The following is a 24,442-nucleotide window of genomic DNA, read 5'->3' on the forward strand; positions in this document are numbered from 1 at the left end:
CTCACCGGCATTACTTCGAGCCTTTTAATGGGCGTTGCACTGTTTGCGGCTCTCGACGGGCGACAGCAGCTGGCGATCCCGGCCGAGGCCTTTGCCGCACTCGATCCCTCCGCTCCAGGTAGCGCACCGATCAATACCGCCAAGCGCGGCGACCGCATCCTCTCGCCAAACGTCGTCGCCAAGCCGGCCGACAAGACGGTCATGGAAGTGTCGACGATGATCCACGACGGCGAAAAGGAGGTTGTCCGCCGGCAGCCCTTCGTCCACGTCAAGATGGCACTCGCGGCCAATCATCAGACGTCCGAAAACTATCCCGCATTCGACCCGCTGGCGATCTTCGCGACCGATGATGGTGACGCCGAAGCTCCGGCGGCAAGGACGGGCACCATCTACGGTTCGGATGTCGAATCCGAAGTGGCGCTGAAAACCGTCGACTTTCCGTTGAAAGGATCGGGCTTGAGCTTCGGCCCATCCATGTCGCTCGACGAGGTGGAGGAAAACGTCCGCACCAACGGTTCGGTCCTGACGGAGGGCAATACGCAGGTTGCTTCGCTCTTCTATGTCGACCCGCAACGCTTCGCTTCGGATGCGGGCGATCTCGATCTGATCCAGGGGCTTTCGGCCCGGATCGTCGAGGAGAACATGAGCGTTTCGGCCTACGAGAATATCACCAAGCAGAGCACCGAATACGCCGACGACGTCATACCGGTGCGCCGGCCGACACCGATCGCGACCGTGATGATGAATGCCGGCTATGCCAAGGCGCAGGCCGAGGATGCCGGAGGCTACATCGAAGAGGCACTCGGCGCCAAGGAACTCGCCGCCGGCGACGTCCTGCGCATCGGCATCATCCAGAAAGGCGAAGAGGCGCGCATCGTGCGCGCCACCATCTACTCGCGCAATCGTCACGTGCTCACCATGGCCGTCGACGACAAGGGCCGTTTCGTCCCCGGTGCCGAGCCGCCGAAACTCGATGCGGTCGCGACGGCCTTCGACGACAACGGCACGCCGGTCGTCACCAGCGGCCATGATCTGCCCCGCGTTTACGACGGTATCTATCGAGCCGCCCTCTCCTACGGCATGAACTCCGACATGGTGGCCCTGGTGGTCAAGCTGTTGGCAAGCAATGTCGACTTCCAGGCGCAGTTGAAGCCGACAGATTCACTCGAGGCGTTCTTCTCCGTCACCGACGAAAGCGGGCTCGCGACGGATGATTCCGAACTTCTCTACGTGAATGCCAAGTTCGGCGACGCCGAAACCCGGTTCTACCGTTTCCAGGACCCGGACGACAATTCGATCGACTACTTCGACATGGACGGCAAGAGCATCCGCCAGTTTCTTTTGCGCAATCCCGTTCCGAACGGCCATTTCCGTTCCGGTTTCGGCATGCGCCGGCACCCGATCCTCGGCTTCTCCCGCATGCATACGGGTGTTGACTGGTCGGCGCCGCGCGGCACGCCGATCATCGCGGCCGGCAATGGTACGGTCGAGAAGGCCGGCTGGGACTCCGGCGGCTACGGCAACCAGACGCTGATCCGGCACGCCAACGGCTACGTCTCGTCCTACAACCACCAGAGCGCGATCTCCAAGAGCGTCAAGCCGGGCGCCAAGGTCGTCCAGGGCCAGGTGATCGGCTGGGTCGGTACGACCGGGCTTTCGACCGGTCCGCATCTCCACTACGAGCTGGTCGTAAACGGCAACAAGGTCGATCCCCTGCGCATCCGCCTGCCCGGCGGCAAATCGCTCAAAGGAGATGCGCTGGCGAAGTTCGAGAAGGAACGCGAACGGATCGATGAACTTCTCGGCAAGGACGAGGGCAACGAGGTTGCGAGCAAGTAACGCTCACCGCTGTAATGCGGAAAGGCCGCCCTTCGGCGGCCTTTTGTGTTTTATACTCTACAGCGCCGCGCGTCTGACAAGACGCGCAAAGAAAGCTGTAGCACTTTGAATTGCTGCATGTCTTTATCCTGAAATCGGCGACGATTTAAGGATACATGCAGTAGCTTACGCGGCCTCCTTCTCTGAGGACGTGCCCCTTTTGAAGTTCAGCCGGTCGGAGCCGGCAAGAACCTTCACGACCGAGCCGTCCGGGAACTCGCCCTGCAGCATCTTTTCGGCCAGCGGATCCTGAACATATTTCTGGATCGCCCGCTTCAAGGGCCGAGCGCCGTAGGCGGGGTCATAGCCCTTGTCAGCCAGGAAGGCACGCGCATCGTCTTCCAATTCGATCGTGATCTTGCGATCGGCAAGCAGCTTGCGCAGCCTTTCGAGCTGGATATCGACAATTGCACCCATTTCCGAGCGACGCAGGCGGTGGAACAGGATGATCTCGTCAACACGGTTCAGGAATTCCGGACGGAAGGCTTCTCTCACCCTCGCCATTACCTGATCATAAGCCACATTGCTGTCCTCGTTCTCGCCAAGCGCGGTCAGGTATTCCGCACCGAGGTTTGAGGTCATGATGATCATCGTGTTCTTGAAGTCGACCGTGCGCCCCTGACCATCGGTCAACCGTCCGTCGTCAAGCACCTGCAAGAGCACGTTGAAGACATCCGGATGCGCCTTCTCGATCTCGTCGAAGAGCACGACCTGGTAGGGCCGGCGGCGGACGGATTCGGTCAGTGCGCCGCCCTCTTCGTAGCCGACGTAACCGGGAGGCGCACCGATCAGCCGGGCAACGGAGTGCTTCTCCATGTACTCCGACATGTCGATCCGCATCAGCGCCGTCTCGTCATCGAAGAGGAACCGGGCAAGCGCCTTGGTCAACTCCGTCTTGCCGACGCCGGTAGGTCCAAGGAAGATGAACGAGCCGATCGGACGGTTGGGATCCTGAAGCCCGGCGCGGGAACGCCGGACCGCCCGCGAGACGGCCTGCACCGCATCGCCTTGGCCGACGACCCATTTTGCCAGTTCGTCTTCCATCCTGAGCAGCTTCTCGCGCTCGCCTTCGAGCATCTTGTCGACGGGAATGCCGGTCCAGCGCGAAACGATGTGGGCGATGTTGTCGGGCGTAACGACCTCTTGCACCATCGCATCGGCACTCGAACCGTCCTGACTTTCAGCGTCGGCAAGCGCCTTCTCGAGTTTCGGGATCACGCCGTAGGCGAGTTCGCCAGCACGCTGGAATTCACCCTTGCGCTGAACGATCTGAAGCTCGATGCGCGCCTCGTCGAGCTGTTTCTTGAGATCGGCAGCTTGCCCGAGTTTCTGCTTTTCAGCCTGCCAGCGCGCCGTTAGCGCGGCAGCTTCCTCTTCAAGAGAGGCCAGGTCGAGTTCCAGTTTTGCGAGGCGATCCTTGGAGGATGCGTCGGTCTCCTTCTTCAGGGCTTCGCGCTCGATCTTCAACTGGATGACGCGCCGGTCGAGTTCGTCGAGTTCCTCCGGCTTGGAGTCGACCTGCATCCTGAGGCGCGATGCAGCCTCGTCCATCAGGTCGATTGCCTTGTCCGGCAGGAAGCGGTCGGTGATATAGCGGTTGGAAAGCGTCACGGCGGCCACCAGCGCGGAATCCGAGATCCGTACCTTGTGGTGCTGTTCATACTTTTCCTTGAGACCGCGCAGGATCGAAATGGTGTCCTCAACCGTCGGTTCGTCCACCATCACTGGCTGGAAGCGGCGGGCAAGGGCGGCATCCTTCTCGACATGCTTGCGATACTCGTCGAGCGTCGTCGCGCCGACGCAGTGCAATTCGCCGCGCGCAAGCGCGGGCTTCAAGAGGTTCGAGGCATCCATGGCCCCGTCTGCCTTGCCAGCGCCGACAAGCGTGTGCATCTCGTCGATGAAGAGAATGATTTCACCGTTTTCCGACTGGACCTCGTTGAGCACCGCCTTCAGCCGCTCCTCGAATTCACCGCGGAATTTCGCGCCGGCTATCAGCGCGCCCATATCGAGCGCCATCAGCCGCTTGTCCTTGAGACTCTCTGGCACGTCACCGTTGACGATGCGTAGCGCCAGGCCTTCGGCGATCGCCGTCTTGCCGACGCCGGGCTCACCGATCAACACCGGGTTGTTCTTGGTCCGGCGCGAAAGCACCTGGATCGTGCGACGGATTTCGTCGTCGCGGCCGATCACCGGGTCGAGCTTGCCCTCCCGCGCTTCCGCCGTCAGGTCGCGCGCGTATTTCTTGAGCGAGTCGAAGCCCTGCTCGGCATTGGCGCTGTCGGCCGTGCGCCCCTTACGGATTTCATTGATGACCTGGTTGAGCTTGGTCGGCGTGACGCCCGCCTTCGACAGGATCGATGCGGTCGCAGCCGAGCTTTCGATCGCCAGCGCCAGGAGCAGGCGCTCGACGGTCACGAAGCTGTCGCCGGCCTTCTTCGCGGCCTGTTCGGCTGCAGTGAAAACCTTGGCGAGCGGCTGCGACAGGTAGACGGAACCATTGCCGCCGGAAACTTTCGGAAGCTTGGCCAGAGCGGCAGCCGTGCCGGCCCGCGCCTCGCGTGGATCACCGCCGGCGCGCTCGATCAAGGACGCGGCCATGCCCTGATCATCGTCGAGCAATACCTTGAGGACGTGCTCGGGCGTGAACTGCTGGTGTCCCTCTGCCAACGCATAGGTCTGCGCCGATTGCAGGAAACCGCGGACACGCTCGGAATATTTCTCGATATTCATTCTCTACCTCCATAGCCCGGCGAGCCCATCTTCGTGGCACTGGCCGGCGTTTCAGGATCAGGCTCCCGCATTCGGCAAGCCTGTCACTTCAGCGCCGCGCGTCCTATCAGACGCGCAAGGGTCGCTGACGCTTTGAAATGCTGCATAATTTTATCCTTAGATCGACTCGATCTAAGGAATTATGCAGTGAGACCTCGTCCTCGCATTTGCGCGCGATCGAGTCCTCGAAGCGGAATATGGGGCAGCATTTTCGGAAATTAAAGTGCCGCAACGGAAGGCGTTCAGTGAAATCTCGATCGGCAAGTGGCGCCTGCCCGTTCCGATCAAAGAGCGCCTCGATCATCGAGTGGTAGGCACAAGAAAACCCGGCTGCTGGCAGCCGGGTTTTCGTCAAATCGTCGCGTAAGGCCGCGCGAAACGCGGCGGAATGCATTTATTCCGAGGTGGCAAGCGCCGGCGCGTCGCCGGATGCTTCTCCGCCCGGCTGGGCGTCGCCCGATGCTTCGTCCTGCGCGCCGCGGCGCGGCTGCCGGCGCGGACGGCTCGCGCTGCGACGGCGAGAGGCCGGGCGGCTGGAGGCCGCCGCAGGCGTTTCTTCTTCCATTGCAACTTCGGCAGGCGTGCCTTCGATCACCGGCTGCGGACCGGAACCGTCCATAACCGGCTGAGGTGCGCTCACCGGAGGCTGGGCTGCAACTGAGACAGGTGCCTCTTCGGCATAGACCTGATCCAGATCGTCCTGATCGCGATCGACCACGTCTCTTTCCTGATAGTCCTGGCGCTCTTCGCGCTGGAAACGATCCTGCATCTGTGCCTGGGCAGCCGCGATGATGCGGTTGTAGTGTTCGGCGTGCTGCAGGTAGTTTTCGGCCATGACGCGGTCGCCGGAGCTCTGGGCGTCACGCGCAAGGGCGGCGTACTTCTCGGCGATGTGCTGGGCCGTACCGCGAATCTTCACGTCAGGACCGGAGCTGTCGTAAGTCCGCGTAAGCGGATTGGATCCCTTACGATTGTGATTGTTGTTTCCGTTGTTGTTGTTGTTATTTCGCCCACGGCCGCGCTTGTTTTGCTGTCCTGGCCTCATTGTACATTCACCCGAATTTTCTTGATAATGATGATCATATGGTTCCGCGTCCCGGCCGGATCTGTCCGCGCCCGAGAAAACACGCGCCGCAACAGACCGCATATCGCGATCTCGGCGCCGGCTGACGTCAAATTAACAGGTACCCGCACGAGGCACTGTCGAAACCCTAGCAACTCTTTCTTGAGAGCAATCCCCGTGGCCAGGTCATACCGGAACGAATCTTTGGTCAATGACCTTCTGCCCAGTGCGCGGGGGCAAACTAGCCCGCTTCCTTTAGGATTCCAAGCCCTTTCTTTGCCCTTCGAGAAAAGAGATGCGCCGATGCAGCATTTTTTCAACGATCGCTGCCGCATTCTCCGTCGCGCTTCAACAAGAGGACCCGGTCGTTGCCACCAAGGTCCTTCGCGCTGTCGTGCAAGCGCAACCCTTGCGCCGCGAACAGCGCCGTTACCGCCTGCTTTTGATCGAAACCGATTTCCAAGCCGATTACGCCGTCTGCTTCAAGATGACGATCGGCGTGAAGGGCGATGGCACGATAGGCATCAAGCCCGTCATCTCCGCCATCAAGAGCAGCGGCCGGATCATAAAATTTCACTTCCGGCTCAAGCTCATCGACAACTCTGGACTGGATATAAGGCGGATTTGAGACGATCACATCGAACCGCCCTTCGACCCCCTCGAACCAGTCGCTCCGAAGCGTCTGGAAGCGTCCAGCAAGGCCGTTGCGCTCTGCGTTGTCGCGCGCCGTTGCCAAGGCGTCTTCCGATATATCGGTACCAAGACCGCTGGCTTCAAGTACCTGATCGAGAAGAGCGAGACAGATTGCCCCTGTTCCCGTGCCGAGATCGATGATCCGGCAGGCCTCCTTGCGGGCGACAATCCGTCGCATATGCGGGATCATGCAATCAACCAGCGTTTCCGTGTCCGGTCTCGGTTCGAGCGTGTCCTTCGAGAGCTTGAGGATCAGTCCATAGAACTCTCTTTCACCCAGGATGCGGTAGACCGGCTCGCGCGCTGTGCGGCGGTCGATGGCGGCACGGATGCGCGCCGCAACAGTGTCGTCGACCGCCTCCCCTCCTCGCGCCATCAAGTCGGCAAGCGAAAGGTCGAGCAGCCCCGATATCAGATGCCGCGCATCGAGCGCCGCCGTCTCGATACCGGCGGCCTTCAGCCTGTCGCGGCTTTCGGCAAGAAGGCGGTCGAGCGTCTCGGACATTGCGGCTCAACCCTGCTGCTCGCCGAGAAGTGCAAGCTGGCTCGCCTGATGATCCGCCAGCAACGCATCCACAACCTCGTCGATCTCGCCTTCCATCATCCGGTCGAGCTTGTAGAGCGTCAGGTTGATGCGATGATCCGTGAGGCGCCCCTGCGGGAAATTATAGGTGCGGATACGCTCCGAGCGATCGCCGGACCCCACCTGGCTCTTGCGATCCGCCGAACGCTCGCTGTCGGCGCGCTGGCGCTCCATGTCAAAGAGCCGTGAGCGCAGCACCTGCATGGCCTTGGCGCGGTTCTGATGCTGCGATTTCTCCGAACTCGTGACGACGATGCCCGTCGGAATATGCGTAATGCGGACCGCCGAGTCGGTCGTATTGACGTGCTGGCCGCCTGCGCCCGAAGACCGCATCGTATCGATGCGGATATCCTCGGGCCGGATCTCGATGTCGATCTCCTCAGCCTCGGGCAGCACGGCAACAGTGGCAGCGGAGGTATGGATGCGTCCGCTCGCCTCGGTCTCCGGCACGCGCTGCACCCGGTGGACGCCGGATTCGAACTTTAATCGCGAGAAAACGCCGCGACCCGACACGGTGGCGATGATTTCCTTGTAGCCGCCGGCCTCGCCCTCGCTCGCCGACAGAACCTCGACACGCCAGCCCTTGGTCGAGGCATAACGCTCGTACATGCGAAAGAGGTCGCCGGCAAAGAGCGCCGCTTCCGAGCCGCCGGTGCCGGCGCGGATTTCAAGGATCGCGCTTTTTTCGTCCGCCGCATCTTTCGGTAGGAGCAGGATCTGAATGTCTTGCTCGAGCGCCTCGATCTGCTCCTCGACGTCGGGCTTTTCCATCTCCGCGAGGTCGCGCATCTCCTTGTCCGTCGTCCGGTCGGAAAGCATCGCGTTGATGTCGGTAAGTTCAGCCGTCGCCTTCTCGTAGGCGCGGATCTTCGTCACGACCGGCTGCAGCTCGGAATATTCCGAGGCCAGTTTCACATAGACGTCCGCCGACGGCCCGGCCGACATGCGAGCTTCGATTTCACCGAACCGGCGCTCCAGTTCGCGCATCTTTTCAACGGGAAGCTTTGCCAAATGTAACTCCAAATGCGTTCGCCCGCCCCGGGGTTCATCCGGGCGTGGCTACTGCATGTTTCCTTAAATCCGAATCGATTTAAGGGCAAAATCACGCAGCAACTCAAAGCTCCACAGCGATCTTCGCGCGTCTGACTAGACGCGCGCCGCTGTAAGGACGCTTCAATCCTGTCTAAACCGGTATGCCGTTCGCCGCTGCGAAATCGACGAGGAGCTGCCGAACGGACGTTTGGGATTTCACGTCGTCGAGCGCAGCTTCCAGAATCTCGTTCAACTTGCCGGCATCGAGCGCCAAGAGCATTGCCTTGACCGGCCCGACTGCGGTCGGCGACATTGACACCGAACGGAAGCCGAGGCCGAGCAGCGCCATCGCCGACAACGGCTTGCTCGCCATTTCGCCGCATAGCGTGACCGGCGTGTCGTTGCGCTCGCCGGCCCGCACGATATCGCGCAGGATACGCATGAATGGCCGGTCGAGAATGTCGAAACGATCGGACACACGGGCATTGCCGCGGTCGACCGCCATCGCGAACTGGAAGAGATCGTTCGAACCGACGGAAACGAAATCCACCTCTGCCATCAGTTCGTCGAGCTGCCACATCAGCGCCGGAACTTCCAGCATCGCACCGAACTGCAGCTTGCGCGGCAACTGCTCGCCAAGCTTCGACTGGCGCTCGATCTCCTTCTGCAACAGTTCGCGCGCGCTCTTGAGCTCGGAGACTTCCGTCACCATGGGCAGCATCAGCTTGAGTTCAGCGCCGGCGGCTGCTCTCAACATCGCCCTCAACTGCGTGCGCAGAAGCCCGGGCCGGTCGAGCGAAAGCCGGATCGCGCGCCAGCCGAGCGCCGGGTTTTCCTCTTCCGCCGCGCGGAAATAGGGTACGACCTTGTCGCCACCGATGTCGAGCGTGCGGAAGGTCACCGGCTTGCCGCCCGTTTGCTTTAGCACGCTGCGATAGAAGGCCTCCTGTTCCTCTGCCTTCGGCATGGTCGACGCGATCATGAATTGCAGCTCCGTGCGGAAAAGGCCGATGCCTTCCGCCCCCGCCTCGTTCAGATGCGGCAGGTCCACCAGCAGGCCGGCGTTCATCTGTAGCGTGATGCGCTTGCCATCCTTCGTCAGCGGCTCGACATCTTTCAGCGCACGAAACTGGGCCTGCCGGCGGGCACGGAACCGCACCTTCTCCTCATAGGCCCGCTGCAGGTCGGCCAAGGGCCGCAGATGCACCTTCGCATCGTCGCCGTCGACGATGATCGCGTCGCGGTTTTCGGCAAGCGCCACCGCCCCCGCCGCCTGGCCCACGACCGGAATCCCCATGGCGCGGGCGACGATCACTACATGGCTCGTGACTGCGCCCTCTTCAAGGACCAGGCCGCGCACTCTTTCTCGCGGATAGTCGAGCAGTTCGGCCGCCCCCATGGCGCGGGCGACGATGATCGCGTCATTGGGAAAATCGGCTGCGGAAAGCCTGGCGCCATAGCCGGAAAGCTGGCGCAGCAGCCGGTTGGCAAGGTCGTCGAAATCGTGCATCCGCTCGCGGAGATAGGGATCCGTGAGCCGGATCATTCGCGCCTTGGTCTCGCTCTGAACGCGTTCGACGGCGGCTTCCGCCGTCAGGCCGTTGCGGATCGCTTCTTCAAGCTTCCTCACCCAGCCACGATCGTGAGCGAACATCCGATAGGTTTCGAGCACCGCCCGATGTTCGCCCTCCATCGAGACTTCGCGGCGCGACAGCATGTCGTCGATCGAGATACGCAGAGAACCGAGCGCCTCTGCGAGGCGCTGCAATTCCTGTTCCGTATCCTCGTTGAGCAGGTTCGTGACGACGATCCTCGGCTCGTGCAGCACGACGTAGCCGAGGCCTATGCCCTCGCCGAAGCTGTTGCCTTCGATCGAGACCGGGCGCGAAAGATCGAGTTCGAGCCCCGGCTTGGTGATCTTCTTCAATTCGCCGGTCGCAACCATCTCGGCGAGCACCATCGCCGTCGTTTCCAGCGCCTCGACCTCGTCCTCGCGATAGTTGCGCATCGCCTTGTTCTGGACGACGAGAACGCCGAGCGCTCGTCCCGTACGCAGGATCGGCACGCCGAGGAAGGAGTGGTAGATCTCTTCGCCCGTCTCCGGCAGGTAGGTGAATGCCGGATGCGACTGCGCATCGGAAAGATTAAGCGGTCGTGCCGAGGCGGCGATCGTACCGACGAGACCCTGCCCCATCTTCAACTGCGCCAGGTGGACCGCGGTCTTGTTCAGACCTTCGGTGGCGTAAAGTTCGAGCACGCCATCGGAACGCAGCACGTAGACGGAGCACACTTCCGCGACCATGTTCTGTGCGATCTGGCGCACGATCCGGTCCAGGCGCTCCTGCGGCTCAAGCGGTTCCGCCATGAGCTCGCGCAACCGCTTGAGGAGAACGCGCGGACCTGCGGAAAGGTCTCTCATCGCGTGAGGTCTCCAGAATAAGAATTACCGACGACATGCTTCAGGGCCGACGGCCCTTCGAGCCGCGAATCCAAAATCGAATGTCTGCTGTTTAACTCTTATCCAGACCGTAGGCGGAATGCAAAGTGCGAACCGCCAATTCCGCATATGGACCGTCGATCAAAATGGATATCTTGATCTCGGACGTGGTGATCGCCTTGATGTTGATGCCCTTGTCGGCAAGCGCGCGGAAGGCCGACGCGGCGACGCCCGCATGGCTGCGCATGCCGATGCCGATCACCGAGACCTTGACGAGGCCGGATTCCGACTGGGCAACGTCGTAGCCGATCTTTTCCTTGTTGTCGGAAAGCACCTTCAGCGCCTTGTCCACATCGCCGGAGGGAACGGTGAAGGTCATGTCCGTCTTCGAGCCGTCTTCCGAGATGTTCTGCACGATCATGTCGACGTTGATATGGGCCTCTGCCAGGGGGCCGAAGATCGCGGCGGAAACGCCCGGCCGGTCTGCCAGACGGCGCAGCGAAATCTGGGCTTCATCCTTGGCATAGGCAATGCCGGTTACGACTTCCTGTTCCACGATCTCATCCTCATCACAAATCAGCGTTCCGGGCGGGTTCAGAAGGTCACCCATGCCCGGCGCATCGGGATCCTCGAAAGAAGAGCGCACGAAGGTGCGAACCTTGTGCACCATGGCGAGCTCGACCGAGCGCACCTGCAGCACCTTGGCGCCGAGCGAGGCCATTTCGAGCATTTCCTCGAAGGCGATTTTCTTCAGCCGGCGGGCCTTGGGCTCGATCCGCGGGTCGGTCGTGTAGACGCCATCGACATCCGTATAGATGTCGCAACGGTCGGCCTTGACAGCGGCGGCGATCGCAACCGCCGAAGTGTCGGAACCGCCGCGCCCGAGCGTCGCCAGCCGATTGTCCGGACCAAGGCCTTGGAAGCCGGCGATCACCGCCACCTGGCCCTCGCCCATCCGACGAATGATGTCGGCGCCTTCGATGTCGAGGATGCGGGCGGCGCCGTGGGCGTTGTCGGTCTTGATCGGGATCTGCCAACCCTGCCAGGAGCGCGCGTTGATGTTCATCGATTGCAGCGCGATCGCCAGCAGCCCGGAGGTGACCTGCTCACCGGAGGCAACGACGGCATCGTATTCACGCGCGTCGTAAAAGGGGGCGTTCGAACCGGCGACCTTCGGCATGTTTTCGACCCAGCCGACCAACTCGTTGGTCTTGCCGGACATGGCGGAAACGACGACGGCGACCTGGTGACCGGCATCGACTTCGCGTTTCACATGGCGGGCGACATTGTAGATGCGTTCCAAATTTGCGACGGATGTTCCGCCGAATTTCATCACGATGCGTGCCATTTCGCCTCTACCGGTACCGATGTTTGCGCGCGAGCGCGCGACAGGGAAAGCGTCCCCGCCGGCGCCTGACGATCAAAAAAGCTTGGGACTTCTCGGACATCGGCCAGTCACCGCTTCGGGGAGCGGAAAGTCGCGGCGTCTCTTAGCGGATCAACGGGCGCCGTGCAATGGCAAGCCGACGGATTGGCGAGGTTCCAGCCGATGTTTGACCCGGCCTCCCGCCCCCTACAGCGCCGCGCGCCTTTTCAGGCGCGCAAAGGGCGCTGTAGCACTTTGAATTGCTGCATGTTTTCATCCTCAAATCGGCTGCGATTTGAGGAAACATGCATTGGTCGCGCCTAGGTTGAAAATCTTTGTCCACGGTGGTAACAACACTCTGCAACTCAATTGATGAAGGGAGGGCTGCGCGTGATTACCTATTTCCGGCACCACCGCCAGCGTGGCCCCGTCTCCGCCCTGCAGATGCGTTTGCAGGGCTGACCAGAGACCGAACCTCATTCTCATCGCTTCCTGGTCTGCCCAGTCGTCGTGCAGAGCCGAACCACAGGTTCACTGGCTCCGCCCATCGTCATTACCCGAGCCGAATGGCCCCAACGCGCTGACGTTCGCATCCGGCCATCCCGCTTCCGCTCCTTCCGCAGTTGTCGGAGCGAAAGCACAGCTCGGGCAGTCCAGAGAACGAACATGGCCTTGATCAATGTAAAGAACCTCAGCGTCACCTTGGGCGCGCCGCTCTTTTCGAACCTCAATCTTTCGGTCGCAGCCGGCGACCGTATCGGCATCGTCGCCGCCAACGGCCGGGGAAAGTCCACGCTTTTGAAATGCATCGCGGGCGGGCTTGATCCGACCGCAGGCGAAATCACGCGCTTGCGTGGTCTGACAATCGGCCATGTCGAGCAAGCGGTACCGACCGCTATCTTGGACAAGCCATTCTACGAGGCTGTCCGCCATGCCTTGCCGGAGGAACAGGCGGAGACCGAGAGCTGGCGGGTCGATGTCATGCTGGATTCCCTCGGAGTTCCGCCGGAGCTTCGCGAACGGCCGATCGCACAACTCAGTGGCGGCTGGCAGAGGCTCGCGCTCCTTGCCCGCGTCTCCGTCACCGATCCGGACGCGCTGCTGCTCGACGAGCCGACGAACCATCTCGACCTCGCCAAGATCATGCAGCTGGAAAATTGGCTCAACAGCCTGCCCCGCGACGTTCCCGTGCTGATCTCCAGCCACGATCGCGCCTTTCTCGATGCAACGACAAACCGCACGCTGTTTCTGCGTCCCGAGCAGTCTCAGGTATTTTCGCTGCCCTATTCGCGTGCCCGCGGCGCGCTGGACGAGATCGATGCCTCGGATGAGCGGCGTTATCAGAAGGAGATGAAGACCGCCCAGCAACTGCGCCGGCAGGCGGCCAAGCTCAACAATATCGGTATCAACTCCGGCAGCGACCTCCTGACCGTCAAGACGAAGCAGTTGCGGCAACGGGCGGAGCGCCTGGAAGATGGGGCGCGGCCGGGGTTTCAGGAACGATCATCCGGGGCGATCCGGCTTGCCAACCGCGGCACGCATGCCAAGATCCTGGTGACGCTCGATGATGTACTCGTGGAAGCGCCTGGCGAACGCCTGCTCTTCAAGACAGGCAAGCTCTGGATCTGCCAGGGCGACCGCATCGTGCTGCTCGGGCGCAACGGCACCGGAAAATCGCGGCTCATCAACCTGATCAGGACGGCGATATCCGGACCGGGCCACGCATCGGAAAGCATCAAGCCAACGCCGTCCCTCGTGCTCGGCTACAGTGATCAGGACCTCGCTGGCCTGCCGGATGAGGACACCCCACTGGCAGCCCTCGGCCGGCGTTTTGAGATCGGCGATCAAAGGGCGCGCGCCCTGCTGGCCGGTGCCGGGCTCGGCATCGACCTCCAGACCCGCCCGATCGCTGTTCTTTCAGGCGGCCAGAAGTCAAGGCTTGCCATGCTTGTCCTGAGGCTTACCAATCCGAATTTCTACCTGCTCGACGAGCCGACGAACCATCTGGATATCGAAGGGCAGGAAGCGTTGGAAGGGGAGCTGTTGGCGAACGAAGCGACCTGCCTTCTCGTCTCGCACGACCGCAGCTTCGTGCGCGCCGTCGGCAATCGCTTCTGGCTGATCGAAAACCGACGGCTCGTCGAGGTCGACGGTCCGGAGGATTTCTTTGCCTCCGCGGCAACAAGTCCGATGTGAGTGCAGCCCCCGCGACAACCCCGCCCGCTGGCGGGGTGTCGCTGAGCCGACGGAACAACACAATTCATCCTACCGCTTGGCAGCGGCAACCGGCTTGGGTGGAAGAGCGATAACGCAGGCGACGTCACAACCGTCAAGCCTGCGCGTCAATACCGCCTTCACCGTCCAGGCGTTACACCTGATGCCCGCCTCCAGCCGTCGCGCGATATCGTCGGCGCTGTGACCTGGTTCGTCATGGAAGAGGAAGAGCCGCCCGGCCGGAGAAAGGTGCCGCGCCAGGACCACAAGCTCGCGGGCGGGATCTTTCCGCGCGAAAGCGCCGACGCGCAGGGCGTAGGCTTTGTCGAAGCGCGCCTCCCCGAGATCCGCAGAGGCAAGCTCGGCGGTATGAAACCGCGCGCGGCCGGCGGCGAGATGAACCGCATTTCGTCGCTTTGCCGCCTCAATCATCGTCGCCGACCGGTCGACCGCGACGATGCGGCCATCGATCAGCCTGTCGCAAACCATCGTCACCGCAACCCCATGGCCGCAGCCGATCTCGAGTATCTCCTCGGACGCGCCCGGCGATAATACGTCGACGGCCCAGGCTATCCTGTCGTTCGGCACGATCTCGTCCCCCTCGATCACACCCGCCTTAGCACAGGAAGATTGCCACGGCGAGGTATACCGCTCCTTAAACAATACTACTTGCAAAATAGCATCAGTTTTGCCATCCTGCCATGATACCGCAGGGAGCCGCAGGTCGGCACGTCGTCAACGGGAGCAAAGACAATGCGCAAGATTATCATGTGGGACATGGTCAGCGTCGACGGCTTCTTCGAGACGCCAGATCACGACATAAGCTGGTTCGTCTTCGAAGATGAACTCGCAGCCTACATCGGCGAGACGCAGATGGAAGCCGGAACGCTGCTTTTCGGTCGTGCGACCTATGAGACGATGGCGGCCTATTGGCCGGCGGCCGAGGGCGACATCGCCACGTTCATGAACGGTATCGAGAAATTCGTGTTCTCGAGAACGCTGAAGAGCGCCGACTGGCACAACACGACGCTCGTTTCAGGCGACGCCGTCGCGCAGGTGGAGCGGCTGAAGGAGCTCGACGGCGGAACAATCTTCATCTTCGGCAGCGCCGATTTCGCTGCGACCCTGACGGCGAAGGGGCTCGTCGATGAGTACCGCCTCGGCATCAATCCCGTGCTGCTCGGCAAAGGTGTTCCGCTCTTCCAGAATATTCCGGAGCGCACGAACCTGAAGCTCACGCATACACGCCCGCTCAAATCCGGCGTCGTCATCCTGCATTACCAGCCGCAATCCGCTTGATCCCATCTCGCCAGGAGTCTCGAGGGCTTGCGTACCGGTTGAGGCGCCTCTTGACATCGTCCTTCGATCGTCCGACTTCACGATCAGAAGGAAGAAGTGTCGAGCGGGTCGAACCTTGCCCGCCGACTGCAAGGAGACTCTGATGAGCGAGACGGCACGCACCACGATCGACCAGAGCGAAGTGGACCGGTTCTCCGCGATGGCTGCGGAATGGTGGGATCCGACCGGCAAGTTCCGTCCGTTGCACAAGTTCAATCCGGTGCGCCTTGCCTATATCCGCGACAAGGTATCGGAGCATTTCGGCCGTGACCCCAAGGGTCCGCAGCCGCTTAAAGGCCTGCGGCTGCTCGATATCGGTTGCGGCGGCGGGCTTCTCTCCGAGCCGATGGCGCGCATGGGCGCAGATGTCCTTGGCGCTGACGCATCGGAAAAGAACATCGGTATCGCCAAGACCCACGCCGCGGGGAGCGGCGTTTCCGTCGACTACCGCGCAGTCACCGCGGAGGCGCTCGCCGAAGCCGGCGAAAGCTTCGACGTCGTCCTTAACATGGAGGTGGTCGAACATGTCGCCGACGTCGATTTCTTCGTCACCACCTGTGCCCACATGGTGCGCCCGGGCGGACTGATGTTCGTAGCCACGATCAACCGCACGGTGAAAGCCGCCGCGCTCGCGATCTTCGCCGCGGAAAACCTGTTGCGCTGGCTCCCACGCGGCACCCACCAATACGAGAAGCTGGTTCGTCCGGAGGAACTGGAAAAGCCGCTCGAGGCAAGCGGTCTCGAAATCGCGGACCGCACCGGTGTGTTCTTCAACCCGCTCGCCAATCAATGGAATCTGTCGAAGGATATGGACGTCAACTACATGCTCGTCGCAAGGCGGCCGCGCTGACTTTTTGAAACGGCGCGTTCCGGGCGGAAAACCGCCACGCGCTTTCCCTCACGCCGCCCTAATTCACGTCATCCGGCAGCACCGGCAGGGGTGCGATCTCGATGCCTTCTTCCAGAAGCGCGATCGCCTCTTCCGCGCTTGCCTTGCCGATCAGCCCGCGCTCCTCGGCCTCGCCATAGTGGATCTTGCGCGCTTCTTCCGGGAAACGTTCGCCGACGTCCTCGGCATTCTCGCGGATCGAATTGACCAGTTCGCGGATCTTGGCGATCGTTTCCTTCTGGGCCCGATCCATCACGAGTGCCCGCGTCGCCTCCTTCTTGCGCGCGGTCGATACCGAAGGCGCCATCAGCTGCTTGGTAACGGAGTGAGAGCCGCATGCAGGACAGGCGACCAGACGTTGCTCAGCCTGGGAATCGAAATCGTCGCTCGACGCGAACCAGCCTTCGAAGTCATGGCCATCATCACACGAGAGGTTGTAACGGATCACGCTGCAACGCCCCCTTTCCCGGTCGGCATCACCTCGTCCAGCACAAAACTGCGGCCATTCTTGAGATTGGGTATCTTCGCCCGCGCGCCATGCACCGCGGCAATGTCGATGTCGGCAACGATAACCCTCTCCCCGGCCGCGCCTGCCTCAGCGAGCACGCGGCCCCACGGGTCGATGATCATCGAATGACCGAAGGTTTCACGACCATCCTCGTGTTTTCCAGCCTGCGCAGCGGCGACGACGAAAAGGCCGTTTTCGATGGCGCGGGCGCGCAACAGGATCTCCCAGTGCGCCTCGCCGGTCTGCTTGGTGAAGGCCGCAGGTATCGACATGATCTCGGCACCGGCAACGGCCTGCTGGCGGAAGAGCTCGGGGAAGCGGACGTCGTAACAGATGGAAAAGCCCAGCTTACCGAAGGCAAGATCGGCGATGCGCGCTGTCGCGCCGGGTTGGTATGCCGCACTCTCGCGCCAGCTTTCGCCATTCTCCAGATCCACGTCGAACATGTGGATCTTGTCGTAATCGCAGACCTTGACCCCGGTCGGCCCGAAGAGGAAGCCGCGGTTGGCAATTTTGCCGTCGGAAAGCGCTATCGGTGTCGAGCCTATATGGAGATAGACGCCGAGCTCGCCGGCAAGGGCCGCGGCTTCGTGCACGACGACGTCGTTCGCCTCGTCCTTCAGCACGGATCGAAGTCCTGCCCGATCGCGCTGGATGGCACCGGTCATTTCCGGAGTCTGGATGTAGGTCGCGCCTTGAGCGGCCGCCTCACGCACGAGCTTCGCCATCGTCTCCACGTTTCTTGCGGGATCGACGCCGGAACACATCTGGACGGCTGCAGCCTTGAAACTCATCTTTCTTCTCTCCGTAGCCGTCCTCACGCAGGCGCGCTCGCGCACGTTCGCGATGGCCGCGCATCAAACCTTCAGGCAGCGAGCAATGCGTCGAGCTTGCCGGCGCGGTCGAGCGCATGCAGGTCGTCACAACCGCCGACGTGGAGGTCATTGATGAAGATCTGCGGGAAAGTCGTGCCGCCGTTGGACTTTTCGATCATCGTCTGGCGCAGACCCGGATCAAGGGTCGCGTCATGTCGACGAAGTTGACGCCTTTGGTTTCGAGAAGTTTCTTTGCTGCCGAGCAATAGCCGCAGAACTGACGCGTATAAATGACGACGGAAGCCATATTGTTGAACCGTTCCTTCACCGGCACAACGCCGGACATTTAGTTGTCATATAGGACCGGACATGGCTCTTGCAAAGGTCAAAACCGTGACGTCTCCGGCCCCCGCCCGCTTCAGCGCGCGGGTCGCGGCCGAGACGGTTGCACCGGTCGTATATACATCGTCGACGAGTATGATCCTTTTCCCGCTGAGACCCGGCCTGCCGCTTTCAGGGACGACGAAAGCGCCGCGCACATTCTCCTCACGCGCCCGGGCGCCGAGACCGACCTGCCGGCTGGTGCGTTTGATGCGGCGAAGCGCGTCCGGCCGGTAGGGCTTTTCCGCACGCCCCGCGATGGCACGGGCGAGCTCGGCGGCCTGATTGAATTTTCGCCGCCAGAGGCGGAATGCATGGAGCGGAACCGGAACGATCATGTCGGCAGCAGCGACCGCGCCGTCGCTCGCGCGGATCATCCATTCACCCATCATCGGCGCAAGATCGGTACGGTCGCGGTATTTCAAACCGTGGACGAGATCGCGCACGACACCATCATGGATCGCCACCGAGCGAAGTCGGTCGAAGACGGGGGGATCAGCGATAGCTTCTGGGGAGACCGAACCCGGCCCGGCATCAAAGGCAAAGGGCAGCCCGAGGATCTCGCAATAGGGGCGCTCGATCAGCCGCAGGCCGGACCAGCAGGCCGGGCATACGGCGTGATGGTCGCCGGTCAGCCGCCCGCAGCCGCAGCAGACCGGCGGATAGACGATACCGACGGCTTCGCGCCCGAGGCGGCGCAACAACCCCGCCCAATGCAAGGCCCGATTTCGCGATCCTTCCTGTTCCATATGGTTGACTTTGTCCACGTCAGGGTTTCTTTGCATCCGTGATTTCGGAGAGAGTACCGTGGAAATCATCTTTGACCAGAGCCTCGTCGAGGCGCGCCGCCACAGGGCCCGTATCAACGGCGACCAGAAGGCAACCTTCCTGCTCGATATCGTGGCGCGGGAGCTCGCCGAGCGCGTCAGCGTCGTTGAAAGGCATTTCGACCGGGCAATGGAGTTGCATGGCTACACCGGTCCCACGGCGCGCTGTCTTGCCGCGACGGGCAAGGTCGGAACCATCGAGCGGGTGGAAACGGAGGACGGCTTCGGTTCCGGGGACCGGCCCGTTACGGTCGCCCCACTGGAGCGAATTCCCGCCGCACCGGAGTCGCTCAATCTCCTCGTGTCGCCGCTTTCGCTGCATCTGACCAACGATACGCCCGGCGTCTTCATCCAGGCCCGTCGCGTGTTGAAGCCGGATGGCCTGTTTCTGGCGGCCATCCCCGGCAACGGCACGCTGCAGGAGCTTCGCGATTCGCTTCTCACGGCCGAGGCCGAACTGACCGGCGGGGCGAGCCCGAGGGTCATTCCCTTTGCCGATGTTCGTGAAATGGGCGCCCTCCTGCAGCGGGCGGGCTTTGCCCTGCCGGTCGCGGACGCCGAAACCTACACGGTCCGCTACGATTCACTTTTCGGGTTGCTGAAGGACCTCAGGGCCATGGGCATGGCCAACCCGCTGGCGGCCCGCAGTCGCGTGCCGGTTTCCCGGCGGTTTTTCCTGAGGGCGGCCGAGATCTATGCGGAACGCTTCTCCGATCCCGACGGCCGCGTCCGCGCGACCTTCTCGATCATCTATGTTTCCGGTTGGGCGCCGCACGAAAGCCAGCAAAAACCGTTGAAACCCGGCTCCGCCAAGCAACGGCTGTCCGAAGCGCTCGGCGCTGACGAGCATCCGTTGAAAGAACGATAGGCGACATGACAGAACCGTGCGTCGTCAGACGCACTGAGGTCGGCCGTAGCACGTTAAGGTGCTCCATGGAGACGCGGCGTTCCGGCACCTTCGGGGCATTCTCAGCCCCAGGCCGACTCCGCCGTGTCCACCACATGATCGAAGAGACCGAGCAGCGAATCGGAGAAACTCTCGAGACCGACGATGAGGCCGATGGAAATAAGTGCGGCGACGAGGCCGTATTCCACGACTGTGGCGCCGTCTCTGCTGCGAATGAAGCCCGTAAACTTAGCCATGGTCCTTCCCCCGTGTCGACCACCCTTGAACGAAGAACGCGCGCCTGCCGCGGCGAGCGTCTTTCAGACGCGCAAAGGTCGCAACAACAGGCCTGGCACTTGGTTCAACTCAGCATCCGCTCTTGCTGCCATCCGCATCGATGATGCAAACGGCGCCCGGCATTTCCTGCAGCACGCTGCGGCGCACTGTGTAGCGCTTGCTCGTGCCGTTCGAAGGAATCGAGCCGGTCGAAATATTGTCGTATTCCATCGGCGTATTCGCCAGCATGCGCTTATCTGCCTTTGATGACAGCATCGGCGTGAGGATCATCGTCAGTGCAATCACCGCCGTTCCGAACAGCAACGACAGATTGAGCACGCCCGTCCGGCGGGCCTGGCTCGCCGCCAGATCCTTGTCCTGAACTGTCCTCCAGAAATCTTCGTCTACCATCCCAGCCTCGCAAACACGTGAAAGAGCGGCGGGCGAAGCACCCTTCCCAAGCCTCGACCTGACCACACCTGCTCGAAACCGGTGTCATGCCATAGCTGGCAAGCACCGAAACTGATGTCTCCAGCATGCCACGAGGGTGATAAACTTTTGATTAATAAACTTCGAGATTTCCGGTAGATTCGCGCCCTGACGGGGAAACAATCGGGCGATACGCAACAGCGTGCGGCCCTGTCGGATCAGAGCAAATCCATCAGAAATGGGATCAGCGGCTCGTCTGCCGGAGGCATCGGATAGTCGCGCAGCGCTTTCGGCCGCACCCACTTGATCGTCTGGCCCTCTCGCCCCTCGGCAAAGCCCTCGTATCGCCGACATACATAAAGCGGCATCAGCAGGTGAAAATCGTCATAGCTATGGCTCGCGAAGGTGAGCGGCGCAAGGCATGCGACCTTGGTGCGTATGCCGAGTTCCTCCTCCAACTCGCGGATCAGCGTCACCTCAGGCGTTTCACCAGGCTCCACCTTGCCGCCCGGAAACTCCCAAAGCCCGGCAAGCGGCTTTCCCTCCGGACGCTGCGCCAGGAGAACGCGGCCATCGGAATCGACCAGAGCGCAGGCCGCAACCAGCACGATCTTCTTTCCCTGCACATCCATGCGTCAGGCCCCCGGCGTGCGATAAAGGTAACGATAGACTTCGGTGAAGCCGGCCTTGCGGTACAGTTCGACCGCCGCTTCGTTTTCCGCCTCTACCTGCAGCCAGGCCTTCTTCGCACCCTTAAGACGCGCCCAGCGCAGTGATGCATCGAGCAACGCCGAACCGACTCCCTTGCGGCGCACGCCTTCGGCTACCGCGAACTGCATGATGCCGGCCAGGTCGTTATCCTGGACGACCAGCGACACCGCGGTCGGGCCGATCTCAAGGTCTTCGAACAGGAACAGACCGCATTCCGGCTTGATGGCATTGATGATTTCGGTGAGCGCCGGCTTGGTCTGCGGCTCCTCCTTGCCGATCAGGATGCGCGCATCGACGAAACGACCGACATCCTTGATGGGGAGATGGTCTATGCCGTCGCCGAATTCGCGCTCGGCCAGGTCCGCCGTCAGCACCAGGCTGTGTCCGAATGCGGCCCATTCCTCATTGTCCATGTAGGCGATCAGTTGAGGCGGCGTCAGCGGTGTCTGGCGAACGGTGAGCGGACGGCCGTAATCGGCGAAGCGCTTGCCTGCTTTTCCGAGCCGGATGGGAATGTCACGGTAATCCGACGGATCAAGTGGATTGACCGAGTTCAGCCGTTTGGACGCGTGTCCCGCCGTAAGGCGGATCAGCCAGCTGCCGTCATACTGAACACTCGCAGCCGGCCACGCACGGAAGCCGACGGCTTCCAGGCGGCGCACACTCGGAAGATCAACCATGATCGTTTCCCCAACCGCCGCGTCTGTCGCCGGCGGATGCCCGTCATTCGATGTCATTCGTTCGCAACCTCGGATCGAAGGAACTACAGCGTCGTGCGTCTTTCCAGACGCACGAAGGACGCAGTAGCACTTTGAATTGCTGCATGTTTTTGTCCTTAAGTCGGTTACAATCCAAGGAGACATGCAGCAAAGCGTCAGCTTCTGTAGTCGCCGTTGATCTCGACATATTCCTTGGTCAGATCACAGGTATAGACGGTCGCACGGCCCGAGCCGAGGCCGATGTCGACGCGGACCGGAATGTCTTCGCCTTTCATGACGGCACTTGCCGCCGCCTCCGAATAGTCCGGATCCCGCTCGCCTTCGACGGCAACGCGCACATCGCCGAACCAGATCGCCAGCCGGTCTCGTTCGGCCATCTCTCCGGACTTGCCGACAGCCATGACCACCCGGCCCCAGTTCGCATCCTCGCCGGCAACAGCCGTCTTGACGAGCGGTGAATTGGCGATCGACAGCGCAATGCGCTTGGCCGCGGCATCGTTTTCCGCACCTTCGACGGTTACCGCGACCATCTTGCGTGCGCCCTCGCCGTCGCGCACCACCTGCAGAGCCAGATCGTGCAACAGATCGTTGAGGGCGGCACGGAAGGCGTCGAGGCGCGGATCGCCGGCGTCCGCGACCTTCGCCTGGCCGTCCCTTGCCGCCGCGCCGGTTGCAAACAGCATCAGCGTGTCGGAGGTGGAGGTGTCGCTGTCGACAGTCACGGAGTTGAAGGTCGGGCCGACGCCGGCGGAAAGCAGGGCCTGAAGCGCTGGCGGCGCGATATCTGCGTCCGTCACCACGAAGGAAAGCATCGTCGCCATGTCCGGCGCGATCATGCCCGCGCCTTTGGCGATGCCGTTGATCGTCACCGTGACGCCGCCGATCTCGGCACTGCGGGTCGCGACCTTCGGATAGGTATCCGTGGTCATGATCGCCTTGGCGGCCTCGAACCAGAAATCTTCCTTAGCGGAAACCGCAAGACCATCGAGGACGCCAGCGAATTTGGTCGCATCGAGCGGTTCGCCAATCACGCCAGTCGAGGCAAGGAAGATCTCGTTCTCATTGCATCCGACGGCCTTGGCTGCGGACTGCGCCGTAAGTTCGGTCGCCTCCCGCCCCTTCTTGCCGGTAAATGCATTGGCATTGCCCGAATTGACGACGACGGCGCGTGCAACGCCTCCCGGAAGGTTCCTGCGGCAGAAATCGACGGGCGCCGACGGGCATTTCGATCGCGTGAAGACACCGGCAGCCGCAGCGGGCTCGTCGAAGATCATCATCAACACGTCCGTGCGGTTCTTGTACTTGATCCCTGCCGCGGCCGTGGCCATGCGCACGCCTCGAAGCGGCGGCATTTCGGCGAAGGTTTTCGGAGCGAGCGGAGAAACGGAGCCGGACATGGGATGAACCTGCTTTTGGAGAACCCTGGATACTGTTGCGACAAATGCCCGGCCGGCATCGAACCGTCGGGCACCGACAATGAGTGAAACCGAATGTCGTTCACGCCTCTCCAGCGCCGAGCGTCTTAATCAGACGCGCAAAGGACGCTGTAGCACTTTGAATTGCCGCATGTTTTTATCCTTGAATCAGCTAGGATTTAAGGAAACGTGCAGCAGGGGAACGGCACCCGGCAAAAGCTTACTTCGTTTCCTGCGGCTTGTTGGCCTCGTCATAGGCCTTCTTGAGCGCCGGATCCGAGATTTCGACGCCGGTCTCCTTTTTCGCGGAAGCCAGAAGCTCGAGATATTTGTCACGCATGACGAGCTGACGAACCTGCGGCTCGACCTGTTCCAGCGTCGGCGGCGCCTGCGGGCGCTTGTCTTCGACGAGGATGACGTGGAAGCCGAACTGCGTCTTCACCGGGGTCTTGGTGTAGGTGCCCTTTTCGAGGGCGAAGGCAGCCGCCTCGAATTCCGGCACCATCCGACCCTTGGCGAAGTAGCCCAGATCACCGCCGTCATCCTTGTTCGGATCGGACGATTTGGCCTTGGCGAGTTCGACGAAGCTCTTGCCGGCGTCGAGTTCCTTGATCACGGCCTTTGCCTCATCCTCGGTCTTCACCAGGATATGGCGTGCCTTGATCTCTTCCTGTGCCGGGATTGCGGCAATTTCCTTGTCGTAGCGTGCCTTGACGTCTTCCTTCGTCACCGCATCCACGACATGCTTCTTGAAGAATGCGTTGTGAAGTTCGCGCTCGGTGAGGTAGGCGATACGCTGCTTGAAGACGGCGTCATCCTGGAGGCCTTCCTTTTCAGCGTTCTTTGCCAGAAGCTTGACGTCGATGACGGCGGAAAGCGCAGCGGCGCGTTTCTGTTCCTCCGGCATCTGCTGAAGCTGAGGATCAAGGCCACCGAGAGCGAGATTGAGCTCGGACTGGCGGACTTCCTGATCGCCAACCTTCGCGATTACCGGATCGGTTTCTTCGGCGCGCGCTCCATGCAAAGCGATTGCCGCGACGAAAACCGCAGCCGCCAAAGTCTTGTATCTGGACATTCCACTAACCTTTCACCATTGACCGCCGGCGCGATTGCCTCTGGCCGTTGCGGCTGCACAACACCAGAATGTGGCCGTTCTGTAGCCATCCGGCAGTGCAAGTGCGTTGACATAATCCGACCCCCCTCTTATCTG

The 24,442-nt window shown here is 61.7% G+C and carries 21 protein-coding genes and 1 pseudogene (1 of these 22 running past the window's edge); 5 read left to right on the forward strand and 17 right to left on the reverse strand.

Annotated elements, in window-relative coordinates; all coding sequences use genetic code 11:
• A protein-coding gene (locus FKV68_RS16565) for a M23 family metallopeptidase (protein WP_180941539.1) crosses the window boundary here: on the forward strand, positions 1-1,839 show its 3' portion. 117 nt of this gene lie to the left of the window's left edge; the window shows 1,839 of its 1,956 coding nt (coding positions 118-1,956); its start codon lies off the left edge, out of view; the stop codon is at positions 1,837-1,839.
• A 165-nt stretch (positions 1,840-2,004) separates the two neighbouring features.
• Here FKV68_RS16565 and clpB read toward each other — a convergent pair whose 3' ends face one another.
• The 6 genes from clpB to FKV68_RS16595 all read right to left on the reverse strand — a co-directional run bounded on the left by clpB (position 2,005) and on the right by FKV68_RS16595 (position 11,806).
• On the reverse strand, positions 2,005-4,611 hold the full coding sequence (gene clpB / locus FKV68_RS16570; protein ID WP_180938900.1) for an ATP-dependent chaperone ClpB: 2,607 nt from the start codon (positions 4,609-4,611) through the stop codon (positions 2,005-2,007).
• 433 nt (positions 4,612-5,044) lie between these two features.
• On the reverse strand, positions 5,045-5,695 hold the full coding sequence (locus tag FKV68_RS16575; RefSeq protein ID WP_180938901.1) for a DUF4167 domain-containing protein: 651 nt from the start codon (positions 5,693-5,695) through the stop codon (positions 5,045-5,047).
• 334 nt (positions 5,696-6,029) lie between these two features.
• Complete coding sequence (gene prmC / locus FKV68_RS16580; RefSeq protein WP_180938902.1) at positions 6,030-6,911, reverse strand: peptide chain release factor N(5)-glutamine methyltransferase; 882 nt, start codon at positions 6,909-6,911, stop codon at positions 6,030-6,032.
• Positions 6,912-6,917: 6 nt separating this feature from the next.
• On the reverse strand, positions 6,918-8,000 hold the full coding sequence (gene prfA, locus FKV68_RS16585) for a peptide chain release factor 1 (RefSeq protein ID WP_180938903.1): 1,083 nt from the start codon (positions 7,998-8,000) through the stop codon (positions 6,918-6,920).
• Between the two features lie 172 nt (positions 8,001-8,172).
• Positions 8,173-10,440 carry a phosphoenolpyruvate--protein phosphotransferase gene (gene ptsP, locus FKV68_RS16590; RefSeq protein ID WP_180938904.1) on the reverse strand — a complete coding sequence of 756 codons (2,268 nt, stop codon included), beginning with the start codon at positions 10,438-10,440 and terminating at the stop codon, positions 8,173-8,175.
• Positions 10,441-10,531: 91 nt separating this feature from the next.
• The gene (locus FKV68_RS16595; protein ID WP_180938905.1) at positions 10,532-11,806 is read right to left on the reverse strand and encodes an aspartate kinase; all 1,275 of its coding nucleotides are present in this window, start codon (positions 11,804-11,806) and stop codon (positions 10,532-10,534) included.
• 684 nt (positions 11,807-12,490) lie between these two features.
• Here FKV68_RS16595 and FKV68_RS16600 point away from each other — a divergent pair.
• Positions 12,491-14,020, forward strand: a complete 1,530-nt coding sequence (locus tag FKV68_RS16600) for an ABC-F family ATP-binding cassette domain-containing protein (RefSeq protein ID WP_180938906.1) — start codon at positions 12,491-12,493, stop codon at positions 14,018-14,020.
• 69 nt (positions 14,021-14,089) lie between these two features.
• Here the strand turns inward: FKV68_RS16600 and FKV68_RS16605 are convergent, their stop codons facing one another.
• Positions 14,090-14,647, reverse strand: coding sequence for a methyltransferase domain-containing protein (locus FKV68_RS16605; RefSeq protein ID WP_180938907.1), 558 nt, complete (start codon positions 14,645-14,647; stop codon positions 14,090-14,092).
• A gap of 144 nt (positions 14,648-14,791) precedes the next feature.
• Between FKV68_RS16605 and FKV68_RS16610 the strand changes: the two genes are divergently transcribed.
• Together FKV68_RS16610 and ubiG are read left to right on the forward strand one after the other, a co-directional pair.
• The gene (locus tag FKV68_RS16610) at positions 14,792-15,337 is read left to right on the forward strand and encodes a dihydrofolate reductase family protein (protein WP_180938908.1); all 546 of its coding nucleotides are present in this window, start codon (positions 14,792-14,794) and stop codon (positions 15,335-15,337) included.
• A gap of 142 nt (positions 15,338-15,479) precedes the next feature.
• Positions 15,480-16,226 carry a bifunctional 2-polyprenyl-6-hydroxyphenol methylase/3-demethylubiquinol 3-O-methyltransferase UbiG gene (gene ubiG, locus FKV68_RS16615; RefSeq protein ID WP_180938909.1) on the forward strand — a complete coding sequence of 249 codons (747 nt, stop codon included), beginning with the start codon at positions 15,480-15,482 and terminating at the stop codon, positions 16,224-16,226.
• 58 nt (positions 16,227-16,284) lie between these two features.
• On the opposite strand, the gene FKV68_RS16620 is transcribed toward ubiG, so the two are convergent.
• The 4 genes and pseudogenes from FKV68_RS16620 to FKV68_RS16635 all read right to left on the reverse strand — a co-directional run bounded on the left by FKV68_RS16620 (position 16,285) and on the right by FKV68_RS16635 (position 18,688).
• On the reverse strand, positions 16,285-16,713 hold the full coding sequence (locus FKV68_RS16620) for a DUF1178 family protein (RefSeq protein ID WP_180938910.1): 429 nt from the start codon (positions 16,711-16,713) through the stop codon (positions 16,285-16,287).
• The gene (locus FKV68_RS16625; protein WP_180938911.1) at positions 16,710-17,567 is read right to left on the reverse strand and encodes a carbon-nitrogen hydrolase family protein; all 858 of its coding nucleotides are present in this window, start codon (positions 17,565-17,567) and stop codon (positions 16,710-16,712) included. Before FKV68_RS16625 ends, FKV68_RS16620 begins: the two co-directional genes overlap by 4 nt.
• A gap of 71 nt (positions 17,568-17,638) precedes the next feature.
• A pseudogene (gene grxC / locus FKV68_RS16630) lies at positions 17,639-17,895 on the reverse strand (glutaredoxin 3).
• A gap of 46 nt (positions 17,896-17,941) precedes the next feature.
• Positions 17,942-18,688: a ComF family protein gene (locus tag FKV68_RS16635; RefSeq protein ID WP_180941540.1), complete on the reverse strand. Its 747-nt coding sequence runs from the start codon at positions 18,686-18,688 to the stop codon at positions 17,942-17,944.
• Between the two features lie 88 nt (positions 18,689-18,776).
• Here FKV68_RS16635 and FKV68_RS16640 point away from each other — a divergent pair, with 88 nt between their 5' ends.
• Positions 18,777-19,664: a methyltransferase domain-containing protein gene (locus tag FKV68_RS16640; protein WP_180938912.1), complete on the forward strand. Its 888-nt coding sequence runs from the start codon at positions 18,777-18,779 to the stop codon at positions 19,662-19,664.
• Positions 19,665-19,765: 101 nt separating this feature from the next.
• Here the strand turns inward: FKV68_RS16640 and FKV68_RS16645 are convergent, their stop codons facing one another.
• The 6 genes from FKV68_RS16645 to FKV68_RS16670 form a co-directional block, all read right to left on the reverse strand.
• Positions 19,766-19,939: a Flp family type IVb pilin gene (locus tag FKV68_RS16645; protein WP_180938913.1), complete on the reverse strand. Its 174-nt coding sequence runs from the start codon at positions 19,937-19,939 to the stop codon at positions 19,766-19,768.
• A 109-nt stretch (positions 19,940-20,048) separates the two neighbouring features.
• The gene (locus FKV68_RS16650; protein WP_180938914.1) at positions 20,049-20,369 is read right to left on the reverse strand and encodes a hypothetical protein; all 321 of its coding nucleotides are present in this window, start codon (positions 20,367-20,369) and stop codon (positions 20,049-20,051) included.
• 236 nt (positions 20,370-20,605) lie between these two features.
• Positions 20,606-21,019: a (deoxy)nucleoside triphosphate pyrophosphohydrolase gene (locus FKV68_RS16655; RefSeq protein WP_180938915.1), complete on the reverse strand. Its 414-nt coding sequence runs from the start codon at positions 21,017-21,019 to the stop codon at positions 20,606-20,608.
• Between the two features lie 3 nt (positions 21,020-21,022).
• A complete protein-coding gene (locus FKV68_RS16660) occupies positions 21,023-21,835 on the reverse strand; it encodes a GNAT family N-acetyltransferase (RefSeq protein ID WP_180938916.1) in 813 nt (270 codons plus the stop codon).
• Positions 21,836-21,972: 137 nt separating this feature from the next.
• Entirely contained in the window at positions 21,973-23,214 is a 1,242-nt protein-coding gene (argJ, locus tag FKV68_RS16665; protein WP_180938917.1) for a bifunctional glutamate N-acetyltransferase/amino-acid acetyltransferase ArgJ, read from the reverse strand.
• A 238-nt stretch (positions 23,215-23,452) separates the two neighbouring features.
• On the reverse strand, positions 23,453-24,307 hold the full coding sequence (locus FKV68_RS16670) for a peptidylprolyl isomerase (RefSeq protein WP_180938918.1): 855 nt from the start codon (positions 24,305-24,307) through the stop codon (positions 23,453-23,455).
• Between the last annotated feature and the right edge of the window lie 135 nt (positions 24,308-24,442).

It is taken from the genome of Sinorhizobium mexicanum (assembly GCF_013488225.1).
Taxonomy (GTDB): Bacteria; Pseudomonadota; Alphaproteobacteria; order Rhizobiales; family Rhizobiaceae; genus Sinorhizobium; species Sinorhizobium mexicanum.